Here is a 20,156-nt window from a genome sequence, read left to right as displayed (position 1 = left end):
TATGGGTTATACAATCACAGTGGTCGGTCTTGGATCTGGTGAGCTGAATCAATTGCCGCTCGGTGTGTACCGCCATTTGAAACAGCAGCCGCTCGTTTGGTTGCGAACGAAAGAACATCCAGTCGTAAGTGAATTGGAGTCAGAAGGGCTTGTGTTCGAGTCGTTTGATTCGATTTATGAATCGAGTGATACGTTTGAAGACGTGTACGATCAAATTGTCGAGACGTTGATGAACAAGAGTGAAGAGATGGCTATCACGTACGCCGTACCAGGTCATCCGTTCGTCGCCGAACGGACTGTCGAACTTTTGGTGGAACGCGGAGCGGATCTTCATGTGCTGGGCGGGCAAAGTTTTCTAGACGCGATGTTTCAGGCACTTCAAATCGATCCAATCAATGGATTTCAGTTGTTGGATGCGACTGCGCTTGACCTCGAACGTCTTCAAGTGACACAGCATGTCTTGATTGGACAAGTGTACGATGGATTTGTAGCGGGAGATGTAAAAGTGCAACTGATGGAACGTTATCCGGATGAGCATCCCGTTACCCTCGTGACAGCTGCAGGGACAACTCAAGAGCGAATCGAACACATCCCGTTGTTCGAGATGGACCGTATGGCAGAAGTGAACAACTTGACGACGCTCTATGTTCCGCCACTCACGGATGAAGCCTATTTGGCAAAAGATTTTGCAACGCTCAAACAAATCATCGCTACACTACGTGGACCAGAAGGTTGCCCGTGGGACCGCAAGCAAACGCATGAGTCGCTTCGCAAGTACTTACTAGAAGAAGCGTATGAACTCATCGAAGCGATCAATGCAGAAGATGATGATGCAATCATCGAAGAACTTGGTGACGTGTTACTTCAGGTCATGTTACATGCCCAAATCGGTGCGGACGAAGGTTATTTTGATATTCGTGATGTGATCGGGGCAATCAGTGAGAAGATGGTACGCCGTCACCCTCACGTCTTCGGAGATGTCACGGTCGAAGATGCCTCCGACGTGGTGAAAAATTGGAATACGATTAAACAAGCCGAAAAAGGGGAAAAGAAACAATCGCATCTCGATGGTGTGCTCGTCGACCAACCCTCATTAATGCGGGCTGAACAATTTCAAAAGAAAGCTGCCCAAATCGGATTCGAATGGGATGACGTATCGGGCGCCTTCGAAAAATTGGAAGAAGAGCTGAACGAATGGCATGAGGAACTTGGTGACGAATCAGAACTTGGCGATGTATTGTTCTCCATCGTCAATATCGCGCGATATGTTGGGCTAAATGCCGAACAGGCGTTAGAACAGACGAACCGAAAGTTCAAACGTCGATTCGAGTATATAGAAGCGAATGGTGAGCTTCAGCAGATGACACTCGAACAGATGGATGCTCTTTGGAACGAGGCAAAGGAGAAAGGTTTATGAGATTAGATAAATTTTTGAAAGTATCTCGCTTGATCAAGCGACGTACACTGGCAAAGGAAGTAGCGGATCAAGGGCGGATTCAGCTCAATGGACAAGTTGCGAAGGCGAGCACCGATGTCAAAGTCGGAGATGAGTTGCAAATTCGATTCGGAAACAAACTAGTCACAATCGTTATTGATTCCATTGCGGAACATGCACGCAAAGAAGATGCGAAAGAAATGTATCGTTTACTTAAAGAAGAGAAGATGGACGGTAGTATCGACTCGTAAAAAAAAGTATACTTAATGTATTAAGAGGAGGGGGATGAGGCGATGAACGGACGTAACCCGATGGATCGACAACGGCGCATTCGAGCGCTAGATGAGCGTAGAGAACAGCTGGAAAAAGACACACATCGCCGAAGAGTTCATCTTCGACGTCGTTTGGCGGCAGCCTCACTCCTATTTTTATTTGTCATGGTATTGATTGGACAAAGTTACTTTTCAAAGGTAGGCTATGTATCGGACCAACAACAAGCTTATGCGCAAGCGAAAGTGGAGTTAAGCGAACAGAAAGCTGAGCAAGATGAGTTGAAGGAACAAGTGGAACGTTTGCAGGATGAGGATTATATCGCGAACTTAGCGCGAAACGAGCTCCTCTTCTCCAAAGATGGCGAGATTATTTTCTACTTCTCCCCTGAGGAATAAGTCGGTTCGTTGACCGTTGAGGAAACGACTCGTATAATTGAAAAGAATCAATCAAAAAAGGAGTACATTATTTTATGTCAATTGAAGTAGGAAGCAAGGTACAAGGTAAGGTTACAGGGATTACGCATTTCGGAGCGTTTGTCGAGCTCCCAAACGGCAAGACAGGATTAGTACACATCAGTGAAGTGGCAGACTCTTACGTCAAAGACATTAACGAAGTGTTGACAGTCGGTCAAGAAGTCACGGTAAAAGTGTTGAACGTCGAAAATGATGGGAAAATCGGGTTATCCATCAAGAAAGCAGTCGATCGTCCTGTAAGTGAACGCCCTGAACGTCCAGAGCGTCCAGCCGGTGAGCGTTTCTCTCGTGGCCCACGTCCAGGTGGCCCAGGTCAAGGCGGTCCGCGCGGTGGTGGCGGTCCACGCGGTGGCGGCCCACGTGGCGGCGCTCGTCGTGGTGAACAACGTCGTGAACCAGAAACATTCGATACGTTGATGAGCAAATTTTTGAAAGATAGTGATGAGCGTCTTTCGACGTTGAAACGTCAAACAGATTCGAAACGCGGTGGACGTGGAGCCAAACGCGGGTAATCCTTCGATACCAATTAGCTTCTACTCGTAACCATATAGGTCTTGTAACAAGACAAGTCGTGAACATTTTTGTTCACGGCTTTTTTTTGTTTTAAAAAATTTATAAAAAATAACTAAATATAGTTGATTTTTTTAAAGGAAGAGAGCAAAATAGGGAACATGAAAAAATAGTTATGTTTTATAAGTGAAGGTGGAGAGAAAAAATGAATGGATGGAAACTATGGACGGCGGAGTGGCGGAGTATCTTTAAGAACCCACGTGTGTTGGTTCCGATTCTCGCAGTCGCACTCGTACCGTTAATGTATGCCGGTATGTTCTTGTGGGCTTTCTGGGATCCGTACGGACAGATGAAAGACTTACCGGTCGCCATCGTCAATGAAGACAAAGGGGCAACCTTTGAAGGGGAGTCACTTGCAATCGGGGAAGATTTGATTGACAAGTTACTAGATTCAGAGGCATTTGAATTTGTCGAGACGACAAAGAAAGAAGCGGAGTCCGGATTGAAAGATCATGACTACTACATGGCAATTGAGATTCCGAAAGACTTCTCAGAGAAGGCGACGACTGCGCTAGATGAAAATCCAGAGCAGCTTGAATTGAAGTATATCGCAAATGAATCGTATAACTTCTTAGCCGCACAAATCGGTGGTTCCGCAATGGAACAAGTGAAAGCCGAACTGTCGACCGAGGTGTCGAAACAGTATGTCAGCGCGTTAAAAGATGGGCTGAACGACGTGGCAGATGGACTCGGTGAGGCTGCAGACGGTGCGACGAAACTTGCAGACGGCTCAACTTCAGCGAAAGACGGTGCCGTCAAATTGGCAGATGGAACAGAACTACTCGCCTCGAAGCAACGCGAACTCGCAGATGGGGCAGTCCAGTTAAATGAGGGGATAACCCAGTTGGCGGATGGCTCATCTGAGCTTGCGGACGGAACAAAACTCCTCGCCTCGAAACAGCGTGAACTCGCGAACGGGGCAGTTCAGTTGAATGACGGTGTGACTCAGTTGGCAGAAGGTTCATCGGCACTTGCGGATGGAAGTCAGCAAGTATATAACGGGTCATCCGAGTTGTCGGATGGGGTGCATCGCGTGAATGACGGCGCATCTGCCTTACAAGACGGAACGAGCCAACTTGTCGAAGGGACAGGAACGTTCGCGTCCAAATTGGATGAATTGCACACAGGTGCGAAAACATTGAATCAAGGTGTTCAAGACCTCGCTGCAGGCATCGAGCGCTCAAGTGAAGGGGCGTCTGCCTTAACTGACGGTGCAAACCAACTGGCGGGTGCCTTGACGAAAGCAAAAGACGGGAATGCGGCACTTGTCGCGGGTCAAACCGAAGTGATCAACGGAATCGGACAAATGAAATCCGAGTTGACGACGAAACAAGATGAGTTGATTGGACAATTGACGGCGCTCGCCGAATCTGGTCAATCCGCGTCACCTGAGATGCTTCAGGCCATCGCTGCGCAATTAAGCGAAGGTAAACAAGCGACAGCGGCTGGATTTGATCAATTAGCTGCTGGTGCGACACAAGTGAAGGATGGACAAACTTCTTTAGCTGCAGGTCTTTCGCAAGCAGAAGCAGGTGCAGGAAAGCTTTCGTCAGGACTTTCTGAATTGAATATGGGTCAGACGAAGTTGGCGGAAGGGGCTCGAGCGTTAGCGAGTGGCTCTAGTCAAATCGAGCAAGGGACGCAAACGGCAGCCGACCGCTCACAGGAACTCGTATCAGCTAGTGCGCAACTCAATCAAGGTGCGACACAGCTTCAAGCGGGGACAACCGAACTTGCAACAGGGAGTGACAAACTTGTAGCTGCTACCGGACAGCTTTCTGAAGGAAGTGTGAAACTTGCTGATGGTGCGAAGAGTGCGAGCTCTGGAACAAGTGAGTTGGCGAGTGGTGCTAACCAATTAGCGGACGGTGGACAGAAACTTCAAACCGGGAGTCGTGAACTTGCCGATGGTGCGAAGAGTGCCGGAGCCGGAACAAGCAAGTTGACGGATGGTGCAAATCAGCTCGCGGACGGTGGACAAGAGCTTTCAGATGGTAGTGGAGAGCTTGCGGACGGAATGAAAGATCTCGCATCAGGTAGCGATGAACTTCGTGACGCTTTAGTAAAAGGTGCGAAAGATGCAGACATCGGATTGACAGATGACAATGTCGAGATGATGGCTGGTCCGGTGTCGCTCGTCGACAACTCGATTCATGAGGTGCCGAACTACGGTACTGGATTCGCTCCATACTTCATGTCACTCGGACTTTTCGTAGGGGCGCTCCTCTTATCAATTGTCTATCCATTGTATGATCCGGCGGGCCGTCCGAAACGTAGTCTATCATGGGTATTATCGAAGTCTGGTGTGCTCATGGTTGTCGGATTCCTTCAAGCGTTAATTTTGGATGTGGCAATGGTACAACTATTAGGGCTCGAAGTGAACGAACCATTGAAATTCTTCGGATTCAGTTGGTTGACGAGTATCACTTTCCTCTTTATCGTACAGTTACTCGTGACGACACTCGGGAACCCAGGACGTTTCGTCGCAATCGTCTTGTTGATTTTGCAATTGACGACTTCTGCTGGAACGTTCCCGCTCGAATTGATTCCACGCGCGTTACAACCGTTCAATGCGCTTCTTCCAATGACGTATACAGTTGCTGGATATAAAGAAATCTTGTCGGCAGACGGTGCGCAATATTTGCAGACAGCGACAATGTATTTAGCGTTTGTGGCTGCTGGATGTTTCGCGTTACTGTGGGCGTACTTCCGAATCGCATGGAAGAAAAAATATCGCCAAGTTGCATCAGAAGCATGATGTAAAAACGTAATGAAATCGTGTATAGTGATGAAGACGACACTATGCACGATTTTTTTATTAAAAAAATTTCAAAAAAGAATTGACACTCGAATGGTGACTGGTTATTATAGAAAATGTGCTTAGGACACAACAATAACATGGCGGTGTAGCTCAGCTGGCTAGAGCGTACGGTTCATACCCGTGAGGTCGTGGGTTCGACTCCCTCCGCCGCTACCATTTTATTTAGGCCCGTTGGTCAAGTGGTTAAGACACCGCCCTTTCACGGCGGTAACACGGGTTCGAATCCCGTACGGGTCACTTAGCCTAAGCGAAAAGAAGCCATCTCAAACGAGATGGCTTCTTTTGTTATATCAAGGAGGGAATTCATGAAAAAAGTGCTCGTCGCAGTGTCTGGTGGGGTGGATTCCATCGTCTTGCTAGATCGTCTCGTCAAGCGGGGATGGGATGTCGCGGTGGCACATGTACATCACGGCTTACGTGAAGCGTCGGACGAAGAGTACACATTTGTCACCCGTGTCGCGGAAACCTACCATGTTCCGTTTCATGGGACGCGTCTCCATTTTCAAGAGGGCGGGTCGCAAGCACGGTATCGGGAAGCTCGCTATCAATTTTTCGAAGATATCATGAACAAATACGGATATGATACGTTAGCCACAGCACACCATGCAGATGACGAGTTGGAAACGGTGCTCATTCAACTACATCGAAACATGATCGAAGTGAAAGGTATTCCCGAGACTCGACAATTTGGTAACGGCACACTCATCCGCCCATTGTTACAAGAGTCGAAAGCTCAATTGATTGAGTATGCACAACAAAATGGACTGGATTGGCGAGAAGACGCTACGAATCAAGAGCGTACCTACTTAAGGAATCGGATCCGTCATGAGATCGTGCCGCGCCTGAAACAGATATGGCCGTCGATTGTGGAAGAGGTCAGCGAAGTGGCGAAACTGGCCCGTGCCGATTGGGATGCGCGTTATGAGTCGTGTGAGCAATGGATTGAAGCATACGTGGCCCTCGAAATGAAAGCGTTTCATGTGAAACTCGAGGATTTTGGGCGTTTACCATGTCTGGAACGATATACGGTCGGTCGATTATTATCCTCTCGTTACGAGTTGAATGTCAGTGAGGCGATGGAGAAGCTACTTCAGAGTCAGAAGGATACCGGAACCTATCACCTGACAGGAGAGTGGTTCATGACGAAGCGGAATGGGGTACTTAACCTTGTACAGCGTTCTGCGCCAGACTCACTTCATCCCGTTCAGATTGATTCGTTGCCGACCGTGGTTCAATTTGGAGGACGGACAATCTCTTTATCCATCGAAGAGGGAAGGGAAGGCATTCCGTTACACGAGATCACCTATCCCCTCAGGATTCGGTCGATCGCACCAGGTGATCGGATGCGATTGGCCGTAGGGACAAAAAAAGTAGCCCGCATCTTAATCGACGAAAAGATTGAGCGGATGGTTCGCCCGACGTTGCCCTTACTTGAAGACGCGTCAGGACGAATTCTCGCGATTGTCGGGGTAAGAGTTTCAGAATTTCTAGACAAGTCGGATGCGATTTGCCTACGATTAATGGTAAAATGATGATTGTGTCGAAACAGAAAGAGGAGGATTTCAAGATGTCATTAATGAACGATATGGAGAAAATTTTAATCTCGCGTGAAGAGATTCAAGAAAAGGTGAAAGAACTCGCTGGAACACTTAGCGAAGACTATAAAGAAGAGTTTCCGCTTCTCGTATGTGTATTGAAAGGCGCAATGCCGTTCATGTCTGATCTCGTCAAAGAAATGGATATCCATCTCGAAATGGATTTCATGGACGTATCGACGTATCACGGAGGTACTTCTTCAACAGGTGAAGTGAAAATCGAAAAAGATTTAAATACATCTGTAGAAGGACGCGACATCTTGATTGTAGAAGATATTATTGATAGTGGGTTGACGCTTGGCTATCTCGTCGATCTTCTCAAATACCGTAAAGCGAAATCTGTGAAGATTGTCACGCTTCTCGACAAACCGACAGGACGTAAAAATGGTTTATCAGCAGACTATAGCGGTTTCGTGATTCCACACGAATTCGTTGTCGGCTACGGTTTAGATTATGAAGAGAAATATCGTAACCTTCCTTACGTCGGTGTGCTCAAACCGAGCGTTTACGGGGGCTAACGTTTTTCTTTTGAAAATGTGTCGTGGTAAGATAAAAGAAATCCCCAAAGTATAGGCATATACTGAATGGGCGAGAACATCGTTTCTCGGAATAGGAGGCAGAGAATGAATCGTGCAGTGAAAAACACATTGGTTTTTGGTGTGATTTTCCTAGCCTTGATCTTGTTCCTTCAATATTTGCAGAATCCGAATAGTCAGAGTGAAACGCTCTCGTATTCGAAATTCCTAGAATATGTGGAAGATGATCGGATTGAGACGGCAACCGTACAAGAAATCCCGGGGGCTATCTCGATTACAGGCGATCTTACAGGAGATGACGACCAGCGTTACGAAACAAACATTCCAGCGAATGAAGCTGAATATGCGGATGTATTGACGCAGCTTCGAGCGAATACGGATATTCAAATCGAAGAGGCTGAATCGAACAGTAGCTGGTTCAGCATCGTCTTCGCGATTCTACCGTTCATTATCATCTTCATCTTGTTCTTCTTCTTGTTGAACCAGGCGCAAGGTGGCGGTGGCGGTGGTCGTGTGATGAACTTCGGGAAATCGAAGGCGAAACTATACGACCAAGAAAAACGTCGTGTCACATTCCAAGATGTGGCCGGAGCAGACGAAGAGAAACAAGAACTCATCGAAGTCGTTGAATTCTTGAAAGATCCTCGTAAGTTCTCGAAACTCGGTGCGCGTATTCCAAAAGGGGTCTTGCTCGTTGGTCCTCCAGGGACAGGTAAAACACTTTTGGCCCGTGCAGTAGCCGGGGAAGCCGGAGTACCATTCTTCTCGATCTCAGGTTCGGACTTCGTTGAGATGTTCGTCGGGGTCGGGGCGTCACGTGTCCGTGACTTGTTCGAAAACGCGAAAAAGAATGCTCCATGTATCATCTTCATCGATGAAATCGATGCGGTCGGACGCCAACGTGGTGCCGGTCTCGGCGGTGGTCATGATGAACGTGAGCAAACATTGAACCAATTGCTCGTTGAGATGGATGGATTCAGTGACAACGAAGGGATTATCATGGTTGCGGCGACAAACCGTCCGGATATCCTTGACCCAGCCCTCCTTCGCCCAGGTCGTTTTGACCGTCAAATCACGGTCGACCGTCCGGATGTAAAAGGACGCGAAGAAGTGTTGAAAGTTCATGCACGCAACAAACCACTTGATTCAACTGTAGACTTGAAGTCGATCGCACAACGTACACCAGGTTTCTCTGGGGCTGACTTGGAAAACCTCTTGAACGAAGCGGCACTCGTTGCGGCACGTTCAAACCGTACGGCAGTCTCGGTTGTCGATGTCGAAGAAGCAATTGACCGTGTCATTGCAGGACCTTCGAAGAAGAGCCGAATCATTTCTGAAAAAGAACGTAACATTGTCGCTTATCACGAAGCGGGTCACACGATCATCGGTCTCGAGCTCGAGAATGCGGATGAAGTACACAAAGTGACGATTGTCCCACGCGGTAACGCAGGAGGATACGTCGTCATGCTTCCAAAAGAAGATCGTTACTTCATGACAAAACCTGAACTCGAAGACAAGATTGTCGGCCTTCTTGGTGGACGTGTCGCCGAAGATGTCATCTTTGGTGAAGTGTCGACAGGAGCGAGCAACGACTTCCAGCGTGCGACAGGTATTGCGCGTAAGATGGTCATGGATTACGGGATGAGCGATAAGCTCGGACCACTCCAGCTCGGTTCAAACCATGGTGGACAAGTATTCCTTGGTCGCGATTTCCAGACGGAGCAAAACTACTCGGATGCGATCGCCCAAGAGATTGATTTAGAGATTCGCGAAATCATCAACCGCTGCTATGCGAAAGCGAAGCAGATCTTGACGGAACGTCGCGAAGACCTCGAGCTCGTTGCGAAGACATTACTTGATGTCGAAACGCTTGACTCGAAACAGATTCGTCACTTGATTAAGACACGCGAATATCTCCCGCATGAGCCGGAAGAAGACGTGGATGCATCAACGGACTCGGATGACGCAGCGAAGAAAGATGACGCGGCCGTTCAACACGGACAAGTCGTCGATCAACCTGAAGTTGTTCAAGACAGCCAACCGGATGTCGTACCTGAAGGCGATAAGCCAGAGGCGACTCCAACGGAACGTCCGAATAACGAATCACGTTAATGAATGAGACGAATGCCCTTGACGAGGCATTCGTCTTTTTTCGTGTTATAATTCGAGCGAACTGCAATTGACAACAAAGTGAGGAACTATATCATGATTTTAGTGATTGATGTTGGAAATACAAATATTGTTCTCGGGATGTACGATGGTGACAACCTCGTGCACCATTGGCGAATCTCTACGGATCGGACGAAAACGACTGATGAATATGGCATGCTAGTGAAGTCGCTGTTTGATCATTCGAACGTCTCATTCGATCAAGTCGAAGGTGTCATCTTGTCTTCTGTCGTGCCTCCTGTTATTTTCCCACTTGAACAAATGTCACAACGATACTTCAATGTACGTCCAATCGTTGTGGGTCCAGGTGTGAAGACGGGGTTAGACATTCACGTCGAGAACCCACGTGAAGTCGGGGCCGACCGCATTGTCAACGCGGTTGCCGGAATCGCCAAGTATGACGGTCCGCTCATAATTGTTGATTTTGGAACGGCAACGACGTATTGTTACATCGATGAGAAGCGTCGCTACCACGGCGGCATCATCTCACCGGGTATCATGATTTCAGTGGAAGCCCTCTATCAGCGTGCTGCGAAATTACCACGGATTGAACTGGCAACCCCGCCAACGGTTATCGGGAAAAATACGATTCAAGCGATGCAGTCGGGAACATATTATGGATATGTGGCCCAAGTAGATGGCATCGTGAATCGCATGAAGCGTGAAGTTGGTGAAGCGACCGTCATTGCGACTGGAGGATTGGCACGATTGATCAGTGAACATGCAGAAACGATTGACCATGTAGATTCGTTCCTGACACTCGAAGGTCTCCGTCTCATTTACGAGCGCAATCAAAAGTAAACTAAAGGAGTTAACACATATGATTCATTCAGAACAACAAGTATTACTCGATCAAATGAAAGACGATTATCTCGTTCGAGCCCTCGGCTTTAATGGAGAAGTGCGCGCATTTGCAGCACGTACGACAAAGACAGTGTACGAAACACAACTTCGTCATCAGACGACACCGGTTGCCTCAGCAGCTCTTGGACGGACGATGACAATCGGTTCGATGATCGGAGCGATGCAAAAAGGTGCAGCGCGCGTCACGCTTAAAGTTGAAGGTGATGGTCCAATCGGGAAAATCATCGTAGACGCAGATACAGCAGGAGATGTCCGTGGATACGTATCTTATCCTCGTGTCGATGGCGGGACGTTCGTCAACGAGCAAGGACTGACGAAGCTGAAAGTCGGCGATGCGGTCGGTAAAGGAACGGTCTCGGTCATTAAAGACTTAGGGTTAAAAGACTACGTCGGCGGTTCTTCAGAGATTCAAACAGGTGAAATCAGTGAAGACTTCACGTACTACTTCGCAACATCTGAACAAGTACCATCAGTGGTTGGAGCAGGTGTTCTCGTCTTACCAGAAGATGAATCGATTCTTGCGGCAGGTGGAGTCATCGTTCAATTGCTGCCGAACGCTTCTGAAGAAACGGTACAAGCGCTCGAAAAAGCACTTCAAACGTTCCCATCGGTATCTGTATTAATTGGTGAAGAAAAAACACCAGAAGAAATGCTTCAATTACTCCTCGGCGATAGCCTTGATGTGCTCGACACGAATCCGATTCAGTTCAACTGCACATGCAGCCGTGAACGAATGGAAAGCGCCATCGTCGGTCTCGGCAAAGAAGAGATTCGCCAAATGATCGAAGAAGACGGCGGAGCTGAAGCGGTTTGCCACTTCTGTGGTGAAAAGTATCATTTCTCAGCTGAGCAGTTAGAAACAATGAAAGAACAGGCACAATCGTAAGCAACGTTCCAAATTGCATATTTTCAATTCGATAGGGTATGATAACAATATCGGAATAGTCGGAATTATGAAGGAGGAAATGTAATGCGAATCGTAAACTCAGTGACAGACTTGATTGGAAAGACCCCGATTGTGAAGTTGAACGGAATGACTGGACCAGAAGATGCCGATGTGTATCTAAAGCTTGAATATATGAACCCAGGGTCAAGTGTCAAAGACCGGATCGCCCTCGCGATGATCGAAGCCGCTGAAAAAGACGGAATCTTAAAGCCTGGTGATACACTCATCGAGCCAACAAGCGGAAACACAGGAATTGGTTTAGCTATGGTCAGTGCCGCGAAAGGGTATAAAGCTATTCTCGTTATGCCTGAGACGATGAGCATGGAGCGTCGCAACCTTCTTCGTGGATATGGCGCCGAGCTGATCTTGACACCGGGATCTGAAGGCATGGGTGGAGCCATTCGTCGTGCTACTGAAGAAGCCGAACAAAATGGTTACTTCCTTCCACAACAATTCAACAACGCAGCGAACCCGAACGTGCATGAAATGACGACGGGACCTGAGATTGTAGAGGCGTTTGAGGAATCAGGACTTTCAGTGGATGCTCTCATCGCAGGCGTTGGTACAGGTGGTACAATCACTGGTGCCGGTAAAGTTGTGAAGGCGAAATATCCAGACGTGAAAATTTTGGCAGTTGAACCGGTTGATTCACCAGTTTTGTCTGGTGGGAAACCAGGACCTCATAAGATTCAAGGCATCGGTGCTGGATTCGTCCCGTCTATTCTTGATACTGAAATCTATGAGGGTGTCCTTCAAATCACGACAGATCAGGCGTTTGAATACGCTCGCCAAGCGGCGCGCACGAACGGTGTCCTCGGTGGGATTTCTTCAGGGGCTGCGATTGCAGCGGCGCTTGATACGGCGAAGCGCCTCGGCAAAGGGAAAAACGTTTTAGCGATTATCCCGTCAAATGGCGAACGCTATTTGAGCACACCACTCTATCAATTTGATGAAGAATCAAACGAGAGTCGCGTATAACATTTCAGGCAGTAATCGAGAGACATTCTCTTTCGGTTGCTGCCTTTTCTTGTGTACAATAAAAGGCATGAATGAATAGACGGAGGAATGACAAGTGAGATCGACAGCGTTCAGAACGAAGCGGATGACAAAAGAAAAGATGTATGAGGCATACATGACGTTGACAGCAGACCAGCCGTACCATGCATGGCTAGAAAGTGGGAGGGCAGGACGATATACGATTGCGGGAATCGAACCGTTCGGTCGCTTCCATGTAAAAGATGGTGTCGGTCTCCTACAGGTAGGAGAAACGACTGAAACGTTGTATGGAAAGCCGCTCGATTTGGTCAGTGAAGTGCGGCAACGGTTCGAGGCCGAACGACCGGAAGGAGCGCCCCCGTTTTTCGGTGGCATGATCGGCTATGTCAGTTATGATGTAGCCCGGACGATTGAGCGGCTCCCTGAACAGGCAGAAGATGATTTATCGACGCCGGACGTTTCTTTCCTTTTGTTTGACGAAGTGGCTGTGTTCGACGAAGAAAGTTCGACTCTTTACTTGATGGTCACAGCAGAAGGCGATGCCGAACGTAAGGCCGATCGATTGGCAGCCATGTGGAATGTCGAATCACACTACGCATTCAAACCGACGGAACAATTCTCTGTCGAGCGATCGCGCTCGATGTCTCAGGACGAATTTGTCGAGGCGGTCAAACGAATTCAGTCTTATATCGTGGAAGGTGACGTGTTCCAAGTGAACCTGAGCGTTCGCCAATCCGAACCGTTACGCGCCGACCCACGTCGTGTATACGATACGCTCCGTCAAATGAATCCATCTCCGTATATGGGGTATTTTGTAGACGATGCATTGACAATGGTCTCCGCTTCACCGGAACTATTGCTTGAGAAACATGGATCTGACATTTCAACGCGCCCGATCGCGGGTACGCGTCCACGTGGAAAAGACGATGTCGAAGACTTACAATTGGCGAACACACTCCTTGAAAATGAAAAGGAGCGAGCAGAACACGTCATGCTCGTCGACTTGGAACGCAACGATCTCGGTAAAGTCGCGGCGTACGGTAGTGTTCATGTGGATGAATTGATGGTGATTGAAAAGTATTCACACGTACAACATATCGTTTCGAATGTGCGAGGAACCATTCGTGATGATGTGTCAGGAGCGGATGCGCTCGCGGCGATGTTCCCTGGTGGTACAATCACTGGTGCACCGAAAATTCGAACGATGGAAATCATCGAAGAACTTGAACCGGTTCGCCGAGGATTATACACAGGGTCATATGGCTGGTTAAGTTGGGACGATGATCTCGTCTTCAACATCACCATTCGAACGATGGTCGTGAAAGATGGCGTTGCATACGTCCAAGCGGGAGCTGGTATCGTCATCGATTCGGACCCAGTCTCGGAATATGAAGAATCCCTGTCCAAAGCGAAGGCGCTATGGGCGGCGAAGCAAATGACGGAGGAAACAACATGATTGTACTCATCGACAACTATGACTCATTCACATACAACTTAGTGCAGTATTTTGGGGAGCTCGGCGAAGAACTAGTCGTTTATCGAAACGATGAAGTGACGATTCAAGACATTGAGGGATTGTCGCCGAGTTACCTTGTCATTTCGCCGGGACCTTGTACACCGAACGAGGCGGGCATTAGCGTCGAAGCGATTCAAGCGTTCGCAGGTCGTATTCCGATTTTAGGTGTTTGCCTCGGTCATCAAGCGATTGCACAAGCGTTCGGAGGAGAAGTCGTCCATGCGGAGCGGCTTATGCATGGAAAAACATCGAAGATTCAACACGACGGGAAATCGATTTTCAAAGATATTCCTCAACAGACAATCGTGACCCGTTATCATTCGTTGTCCGTGGAACGTTCTACATTACCTGAGTGTTTGGTGGTCACGGCGGAGACGGAAACGAAGGAAATCATGGCGCTTCGACATAAGACGCTCCCGATTGAAGGGGTGCAGTATCATCCTGAGGCGATTTTGACCGAGCATGGAAAAGAGATGATTCGAAACTTTATCGAGGAGTACCGTCATGTGGTATTGGCATAACGGGGACCTTGTTGAGCGAGAGGATGCATTGATTCCGGTCGAGGATCACGGATTCTTATATGGGATGGGTTTGTTCGAGACGTTTCGAACGTATCATGCCATCCCGTTCTTGTTCGATGCACATTGGGAACGATTGATGAGAAGTCTAGACGAGTTGTGGATTGATTTCCCCTACACGAAAAAGGAAATCGAGATGGCGATTCAGCACTTGTGCCGTCAAAATGAATCTCCGGACTTGTATATCCGATTGAATGTATCGGCAGGAGTCGCACCGCTCGGTCTGTATGCCGGGCGTTATGAAACCCCGAACGTCACGTTGATTGCCAAACCGCTCTCCTCAGAAGTTGTGCCACAGGAGAAGCGAGTCGAACCAATCCCTTTCCCAAGAAGTCGTCCTGAAGCAGCTTTTCGCTTAAAGTCGCATCACTACATGAACAATATCCTCGGGAAGCGGGCTTTACAAGACTCGGATGCGGAAGGGTTATTTGCGGATGAACAAGGCTACGTTGTGGAAGGACTCGTGTCGAATATCTTTTGGATCGGGTCTGATGATGTGTTGTATACGACACCCCTTTCGAGCGGGGCCCTCGCTGGGGTGACGCGACAATGGCTGATCGATTGTTTCTCTGTAGTGGAGCGGTCGGTGACATTTGATGAATTAAACGATGCGAAAGAGATTTGGATGACCAATTCGATTCAACAAGTCGCACCGGTGACGCATTACAGAAATCTCCGATACCCTGGTAAAGATGGGGAACGATTTAAAGAAGTGTGGGCGGAACTTGTTCGTTCAATTGGATAGGAGGCTGAAGCATGACGAAAATCATGGGTATTTTAAACGTGACACCGGACTCGTTTTCAGATGGAGGGCGGTATACGGCAATCGAAGAAGCTGTGCGCCATGCAAAACAACTCGTAAGAGAAGGAGCGGATGCGATCGATGTCGGTGGTGAATCGACGCGACCCGGCGCGGTGCTCGTTTCTGCGGAAGAAGAAATTGAGCGTGTCGTCCCAATCATCAAACGATTAGTACAAGAAATTGATGTGCCTATCTCGATTGACACATATAAGCCAGCAGTGGCGAGAGCGGCATTACAAGCAGGCGCGGCAATCATTAATGATGTGTGGGGCTCAAAATGGGGAGATCGGTCGATGGCGCGTGTCGCATCTGAATATCATGCTCCGATTATTTTGATGCATAACCGAGAAAATCGGGACTATCATCATTTTATGGAAGACGTGGTTAATGATTTGAAGGAATCGATTGCGATTGCTCACGCAGCGGGCGTGAAAGACGAGGATATTTGGCTAGACCCAGGAATTGGATTTGCGAAAGACGTGGCGCAAAATCTAGAACTCATGAATCACCTCGATGTGATCACGCGTCTTGGTTATCCGGTGTTACTGGGCACGTCTCGTAAATCGTTTATCGGCCAAACGCTCGATTTACCAACCGAAGAACGCGTTGAAGGGACGATTGCGACGACATGTCTAGGCATCATGAAAGGGTGCGAGTGGGTACGCGTCCATGACGTGAAAGAGAATATGCGTGCAGCGAAGATGATGGATGCGATGATGAGGGGGAACGGACATGGATAAGATTTTTGTGAACGGCATGCGATTTTATGGATACCATGGTGTATTTGAAGAGGAGAACCGTCTCGGTCAACGGTTTCACGTGGATTTAATGTGTGAATTGGACCTTGCCCCTGCTGGGAAGTCAGATAATTTACAGGATGGGGTCAGCTACGCGGGGTTATATCAAGTCACAGAAGAAATCGTGACGGGGGAACCGGTCAATTTACTCGAAACACTTGGAGAACGAATCACGACGGCTGTGTTGGCACATCATGATTTGATTCAAAGTGTTACGGTAAAAGTAATTAAGCCGGACCCACCAATTCCAGGACATTACGACTCGGTGGCGATCGAGATGACAAGGAGACGAACGTCATGATTTATATCGCGCTAGGAGCGAATATTGGTGAGCGGGCTTCGCAGTTGTCTGCCGCGATTGATGAAATGGGGAAAATGGGAGTTGCGGTCACAAAGCAATCTTCGGTGTATGAGACGGCCCCTGTCGGTTATACCGATCAACCGTCATTTTATAATATGGTGGTTGAAGTAGAGACTCATCAGTCCGCAACCGACTTGTTAGATACGCTTCAACAAATTGAACGACGACTAGGTCGAGAGCGTCTCTTTAAAAACGGACCTCGCACCATCGACCTTGACATCCTCTTTTATAATGGGGAAGATATACAATCAGAACACTTGACGGTTCCACATCCACGGATGCAGGAACGTGCGTTTGTACTCGCTCCGTTAGCTGAGATTGCGCCAGAACTCGTCGTCCGAGGACGAACAGTCGCATCGTGGCTAGTAGATTTACCGATGGTAGACCGCCAAGATGTCGTTCGGTTACAGTTGCTCACGAATTTGGTGAAATGAAGGATGTGTTGTCTTGACAGGCTTTAAGATTGGAAATATAGATATTAAAAACCGTGCGGTCCTGGCACCGATGGCTGGAGTGACCAATCCGGCATTCCGATTGATTGCAAAAGAATTTGGTGCGGGGCTTGTGTGTGCCGAAATGGTTAGTGATAAAGGGATTTTACTAGAGAATGCTCGGACGATGCGCATGCTCTATGTCGATGAACGAGAAAAACCGCTCAGCTTGCAAATTTTTGGTGGCTCTAAAGACACACTCGTCAAAGCGGCACAATACGTCGATCAAAATACGAATGCGGACATTATCGATATCAACATGGGTTGTCCTGTGCCAAAAGTAACGAAATGTGATGCAGGTGCGAAGTGGTTACTTGATCCGGATAAAGTGTATGAGATGGTCAATGCCGTCACGAATGTAGTCGAAAAACCGGTCACGGTGAAAATGCGCCTTGGTTGGGACGATGATCACATCTTTATTTTGGACAATGTCAAAGCGGCTCAGACAGGTGGGGCGGCAGCCATTGCCATTCATGGACGTACGCGAGCTCAACAATATGAAGGAACTGCGAACTGGGACTGGATTGGTGAAGCGAAGAAAGTAGCAACCGTACCGATTATCGGGAACGGTGATATCGCCACACCACAAGACGCGAAGCGTGTCATTGACCAATACGGTGTGGATGCCGTTATGATTGGGCGCGCTGCACTTGGGAACCCGTGGATGCTCTATCAGACGGTTCAGTACCTCGAAACAGGAGAACTTCCACCGGAACCAGCAGCTCGTGAAAAAATTGATATTTGCATGTTGCACCTCGACCGATTGAGCGCAATTAAAGGTGAGCTGACGGCTGTTCGTGAAATGCGTCAACATGCGGCGTGGTATTTGAAAGGACTGAAAGGCAGTGGTCCGATTCGTAAACAAATCAATGAAACGGAATCACGCGAGGCTTTCGCAGCGGTCCTGTATGGATTTGTTGATCAACTCGAACGACAACTGTCAGAAGTGTGAACTAGAGAAAAGAACTAATTTATGGTAAGCTTGTTTGGCGAAAAAGTGCACCACAACGAATGAACGGCTTCGGCTGTGCTGTTGGCCATCGGGTCGACAGTTTTTTGTTAGGGATAAACCCAATATGGATAGAGGAGTGAATGGAATAGTGAGCCACGAGTTAGAAATGAATGATCAAATGCAGGTTCGTTTTGAGAAGATGACCGATATGCGCGAGCGCGGTCTTGACCCATTCGGTCACCGCTTTGATCGTTCTGCGCACGCAGGTGAATTACATGAACAGTATGAATCAATTGAAAAAGAGGCTTTGGCAGAACAGGACGTAGAAGTCACGTTAGCCGGTCGGATCATGACGAAGCGTGGGAAAGGGAAAGTATTCTTTGCCCACATTCAAGATGTGACGGGTCAGATTCAAATTTACGTTCGGAAAAATGATGTCGGGGATGAGCCGTTTGACTTGTTCAAATCATCAGACCTCGGTGATATCGTCGGTGTCAAAGGGAAACTCTTTAAAACAAATGTGGGTGAACTCTCGATTCATGTGGAAGAGTTTGAACTCTTGACGAAGGCGCTTCGCCCGCTTCCGGATAAATATCATGGATTGAAAGATGTGGAACAGCGCTATCGCCAACGTTATCTTGATTTGATTACAAACCAGGATTCACGTCAGACGTTCATTTTGCGTAGTCGTATCATTTCTGAAATCCGTAACTTCTTGAACCAAAAAGGATATTTAGAAGTGGAAACGCCGATGTTGCACACGATTGCGGGTGGAGCAGCGGCACGTCCGTTCTTGACGCATCATAATGCGTTGGACATGGAACTCTACATGCGAATCGCGATTGAACTTCACTTAAAACGTTTGATCGTTGGTGGACTTGAACGTGTATACGAAATCGGACGCGTCTTCCGTAATGAAGGGATCTCGACACGTCACAACCCTGAATTCACAATGATTGAATTGTATGAAGCGTATGCAGATTACAACGACATCATGGATTTGACGGAAGAATTAGTGGCTCATGTCGCACAACAAGTACTCGGTACGACGGATGTCCAATATGGTGAAGATACAATCCATCTCGGGATCGGATGGAAACGTGCACACATGGTGAACCTTGTTAAAGAAGAAACAGGTGTCGACTTCTGGCAGCAAATGTCCGACGAAGAAGCACGTGCCCTTGCAAAAGAGCATGGCGTAGAAGTTCAGGATCATATGACGTTCGGTCATATCGTCAATGAGTTCTTTGAGCAAAAAGTTGAAGAAACATTGCTTCAACCAACATTTGTGACGGGACACCCGGTTGAAGTATCGCCGTTAGCGAAGAAGAATGAAACCGATCCGCGTTTCACAGATCGTTTTGAATTGTTCATCGTTCGTCGCGAGCACGCGAATGCATTCACGGAGTTGAACGATCCAATCGACCAACGTGAACGCTTCGAAGCGCAATTGCTTGAAAAAGAAGCAGGTAACGACGAGGCCCATGAACTCGATAACGACTTCCTTGAGGCGCTTGAGTACGGAATGCCGCCAACAGGTGGACTTGGAATCGGGATCGACCGGCTTGTCATGTTATTGACGAATGCACCATCGATTCGCGACGTTCTTCTTTTCCCTACGATGCGTCACCAACAATAAATGATGGTTGAGGAGCCAGTTTGTACGTATGTGCAAACTGGCTCCTCTTTTCTTTTTTGTATATGAAGCCTTATAGAATAGGCATTAAAACAGAAGAACCCTCTCACTTAAAAACTTTTTTGAAAAAACTTTATAAAAAACCCTTGCGTTAATGAAAGGTGTGCGGTAAAGTAATAAACGTTGCCGCTGATGGCAGCGGAAAGAAATAAAAAAAGTGGTTGACAACTGTGTCGATGACTTGTATTATTTTAAGAGTCGCCAAGAGCGACAGACGAACTTTGAAAACTGAACGATGAGGCAAAAATAAGTTTTACAATTTTTGAATGAAGCGCAAGCTTCGTC

19 protein-coding genes and 2 tRNA genes are annotated in these 20,156 nt (G+C 47.8%); all 21 read left to right on the top strand.

Annotated features, from left to right (window positions below):
* Window position 1 precedes the first annotated feature (1 nt).
* The 21 genes from yabN to lysS all read left to right on the top strand — a co-directional run bounded on the left by yabN (window position 2) and on the right by lysS (window position 19,814).
* A complete protein-coding gene (gene yabN, locus KNO87_RS14975; protein WP_214796668.1) occupies window positions 2–1,417 on the top strand; it encodes a bifunctional methyltransferase/pyrophosphohydrolase YabN in 1,416 nt (471 codons plus the stop codon).
* Window positions 1,414–1,686 (top strand): RNA-binding S4 domain-containing protein, encoded by a 273-nt coding sequence (locus KNO87_RS14970; protein ID WP_214791145.1) that lies wholly within the window; start codon window positions 1,414–1,416, stop codon window positions 1,684–1,686. The genes yabN and KNO87_RS14970 overlap by 4 nt, the downstream gene beginning before the upstream one ends.
* Window positions 1,687–1,728: 42 nt before the next feature.
* On the top strand, window positions 1,729–2,103 hold the full coding sequence (locus KNO87_RS14965; RefSeq protein WP_214791143.1) for an FtsB family cell division protein: 375 nt from the start codon (window positions 1,729–1,731) through the stop codon (window positions 2,101–2,103).
* Window positions 2,104–2,177: 74 nt separating this feature from the next.
* Complete coding sequence (locus KNO87_RS14960) at window positions 2,178–2,693, top strand: S1 domain-containing RNA-binding protein (protein WP_214791141.1); 516 nt, start codon at window positions 2,178–2,180, stop codon at window positions 2,691–2,693.
* Window positions 2,694–2,896: 203 nt separating this feature from the next.
* Entirely contained in the window at window positions 2,897–5,509 is a 2,613-nt protein-coding gene (locus tag KNO87_RS14955) for a YhgE/Pip domain-containing protein (protein ID WP_214796670.1), read from the top strand.
* A 142-nt stretch (window positions 5,510–5,651) separates the two neighbouring features.
* A tRNA-Met gene (locus KNO87_RS14950) sits at window positions 5,652–5,728 on the top strand.
* Between the two features lie 9 nt (window positions 5,729–5,737).
* Window positions 5,738–5,809 (top strand) — tRNA-Glu (locus KNO87_RS14945).
* Window positions 5,810–5,877: 68 nt separating this feature from the next.
* Window positions 5,878–7,104 (top strand): tRNA lysidine(34) synthetase TilS, encoded by a 1,227-nt coding sequence (gene tilS / locus KNO87_RS14940; protein WP_214796673.1) that lies wholly within the window; start codon window positions 5,878–5,880, stop codon window positions 7,102–7,104.
* Window positions 7,105–7,139: 35 nt separating this feature from the next.
* The gene (gene hpt / locus KNO87_RS14935) at window positions 7,140–7,685 is read left to right on the top strand and encodes a hypoxanthine phosphoribosyltransferase (protein ID WP_012727721.1); all 546 of its coding nucleotides are present in this window, start codon (window positions 7,140–7,142) and stop codon (window positions 7,683–7,685) included.
* A gap of 105 nt (window positions 7,686–7,790) precedes the next feature.
* The gene (gene ftsH, locus KNO87_RS14930; protein WP_214791134.1) at window positions 7,791–9,815 is read left to right on the top strand and encodes an ATP-dependent zinc metalloprotease FtsH; all 2,025 of its coding nucleotides are present in this window, start codon (window positions 7,791–7,793) and stop codon (window positions 9,813–9,815) included.
* A 93-nt stretch (window positions 9,816–9,908) separates the two neighbouring features.
* Window positions 9,909–10,673, top strand: a complete 765-nt coding sequence (locus tag KNO87_RS14925; RefSeq protein WP_214738347.1) for a type III pantothenate kinase — start codon at window positions 9,909–9,911, stop codon at window positions 10,671–10,673.
* 19 nt (window positions 10,674–10,692) lie between these two features.
* Window positions 10,693–11,622 carry an Hsp33 family molecular chaperone HslO gene (gene hslO, locus KNO87_RS14920; protein WP_285800652.1) on the top strand — a complete coding sequence of 310 codons (930 nt, stop codon included), beginning with the start codon at window positions 10,693–10,695 and terminating at the stop codon, window positions 11,620–11,622.
* Between the two features lie 84 nt (window positions 11,623–11,706).
* A complete protein-coding gene (gene cysK, locus KNO87_RS14915; protein WP_214791126.1) occupies window positions 11,707–12,660 on the top strand; it encodes a cysteine synthase A in 954 nt (317 codons plus the stop codon).
* Between the two features lie 94 nt (window positions 12,661–12,754).
* Window positions 12,755–14,134, top strand: a complete 1,380-nt coding sequence (locus KNO87_RS14910; protein ID WP_353047467.1) for an anthranilate synthase component I family protein — start codon at window positions 12,755–12,757, stop codon at window positions 14,132–14,134.
* Window positions 14,131–14,715, top strand: coding sequence for an aminodeoxychorismate/anthranilate synthase component II (gene pabA, locus KNO87_RS14905; protein ID WP_214791125.1), 585 nt, complete (start codon window positions 14,131–14,133; stop codon window positions 14,713–14,715). The genes KNO87_RS14910 and pabA overlap by 4 nt, the downstream gene beginning before the upstream one ends.
* Complete coding sequence (locus KNO87_RS14900; RefSeq protein WP_214796675.1) at window positions 14,699–15,517, top strand: aminotransferase class IV; 819 nt, start codon at window positions 14,699–14,701, stop codon at window positions 15,515–15,517. Before pabA ends, KNO87_RS14900 begins: the two co-directional genes overlap by 17 nt.
* Window positions 15,518–15,528: 11 nt before the next feature.
* A complete protein-coding gene (gene folP / locus KNO87_RS14895) occupies window positions 15,529–16,314 on the top strand; it encodes a dihydropteroate synthase (RefSeq protein WP_214796677.1) in 786 nt (261 codons plus the stop codon).
* Window positions 16,307–16,672, top strand: a complete 366-nt coding sequence (folB, locus tag KNO87_RS14890; protein ID WP_214796680.1) for a dihydroneopterin aldolase — start codon at window positions 16,307–16,309, stop codon at window positions 16,670–16,672. Before folP ends, folB begins: the two co-directional genes overlap by 8 nt.
* Window positions 16,669–17,166 (top strand): 2-amino-4-hydroxy-6-hydroxymethyldihydropteridine diphosphokinase, encoded by a 498-nt coding sequence (gene folK, locus KNO87_RS14885; RefSeq protein WP_214796682.1) that lies wholly within the window; start codon window positions 16,669–16,671, stop codon window positions 17,164–17,166. Before folB ends, folK begins: the two co-directional genes overlap by 4 nt.
* A gap of 70 nt (window positions 17,167–17,236) precedes the next feature.
* Window positions 17,237–18,175 (top strand): tRNA dihydrouridine synthase DusB, encoded by a 939-nt coding sequence (gene dusB / locus KNO87_RS14880; RefSeq protein WP_243834802.1) that lies wholly within the window; start codon window positions 17,237–17,239, stop codon window positions 18,173–18,175.
* Between the two features lie 148 nt (window positions 18,176–18,323).
* Window positions 18,324–19,814: a lysine--tRNA ligase gene (gene lysS / locus KNO87_RS14875; protein ID WP_214796684.1), complete on the top strand. Its 1,491-nt coding sequence runs from the start codon at window positions 18,324–18,326 to the stop codon at window positions 19,812–19,814.
* Window positions 19,815–20,156: the final 342 nt, after the last annotated feature.

The sequence above is a fragment of the Exiguobacterium sp. s34 genome, from assembly GCF_018617435.1.
Classification (GTDB): Bacteria; Bacillota; Bacilli; order Exiguobacteriales; family Exiguobacteriaceae; genus Exiguobacterium; species Exiguobacterium aestuarii.
This window is presented reverse-complemented; position numbering and strand designations above follow the sequence as displayed.

Coding starts and splice junctions, on each gene's coding strand:
- cysK (WP_214791126.1), top strand. CDS start 11,707: ATGCGAATCGTAAACTCAGTGACAGACTTGATTGGAAAGACCCCGATT.
- dusB (WP_243834802.1), top strand. CDS start 17,237: ATGGCTGGAGTGACCAATCCGGCATTCCGATTGATTGCAAAAGAATTT.
- folK (WP_214796682.1), top strand. CDS start 16,669: ATGATTTATATCGCGCTAGGAGCGAATATTGGTGAGCGGGCTTCGCAG.
- KNO87_RS14965 (WP_214791143.1), top strand. CDS start 1,729: ATGAACGGACGTAACCCGATGGATCGACAACGGCGCATTCGAGCGCTA.
- KNO87_RS14970 (WP_214791145.1), top strand. CDS start 1,414: ATGAGATTAGATAAATTTTTGAAAGTATCTCGCTTGATCAAGCGACGT.
- folP (WP_214796677.1), top strand. CDS start 15,529: ATGACGAAAATCATGGGTATTTTAAACGTGACACCGGACTCGTTTTCA.
- ftsH (WP_214791134.1), top strand. CDS start 7,791: ATGAATCGTGCAGTGAAAAACACATTGGTTTTTGGTGTGATTTTCCTA.
- pabA (WP_214791125.1), top strand. CDS start 14,131: ATGATTGTACTCATCGACAACTATGACTCATTCACATACAACTTAGTG.
- tilS (WP_214796673.1), top strand. CDS start 5,878: ATGAAAAAAGTGCTCGTCGCAGTGTCTGGTGGGGTGGATTCCATCGTC.
- folB (WP_214796680.1), top strand. CDS start 16,307: ATGGATAAGATTTTTGTGAACGGCATGCGATTTTATGGATACCATGGT.
- KNO87_RS14925 (WP_214738347.1), top strand. CDS start 9,909: ATGATTTTAGTGATTGATGTTGGAAATACAAATATTGTTCTCGGGATG.
- KNO87_RS14900 (WP_214796675.1), top strand. CDS start 14,699: ATGTGGTATTGGCATAACGGGGACCTTGTTGAGCGAGAGGATGCATTG.
- hslO (WP_285800652.1), top strand. CDS start 10,693: ATGATTCATTCAGAACAACAAGTATTACTCGATCAAATGAAAGACGAT.
- KNO87_RS14955 (WP_214796670.1), top strand. CDS start 2,897: ATGAATGGATGGAAACTATGGACGGCGGAGTGGCGGAGTATCTTTAAG.
- hpt (WP_012727721.1), top strand. CDS start 7,140: ATGTCATTAATGAACGATATGGAGAAAATTTTAATCTCGCGTGAAGAG.
- yabN (WP_214796668.1), top strand. CDS start 2: ATGGGTTATACAATCACAGTGGTCGGTCTTGGATCTGGTGAGCTGAAT.
- KNO87_RS14960 (WP_214791141.1), top strand. CDS start 2,178: ATGTCAATTGAAGTAGGAAGCAAGGTACAAGGTAAGGTTACAGGGATT.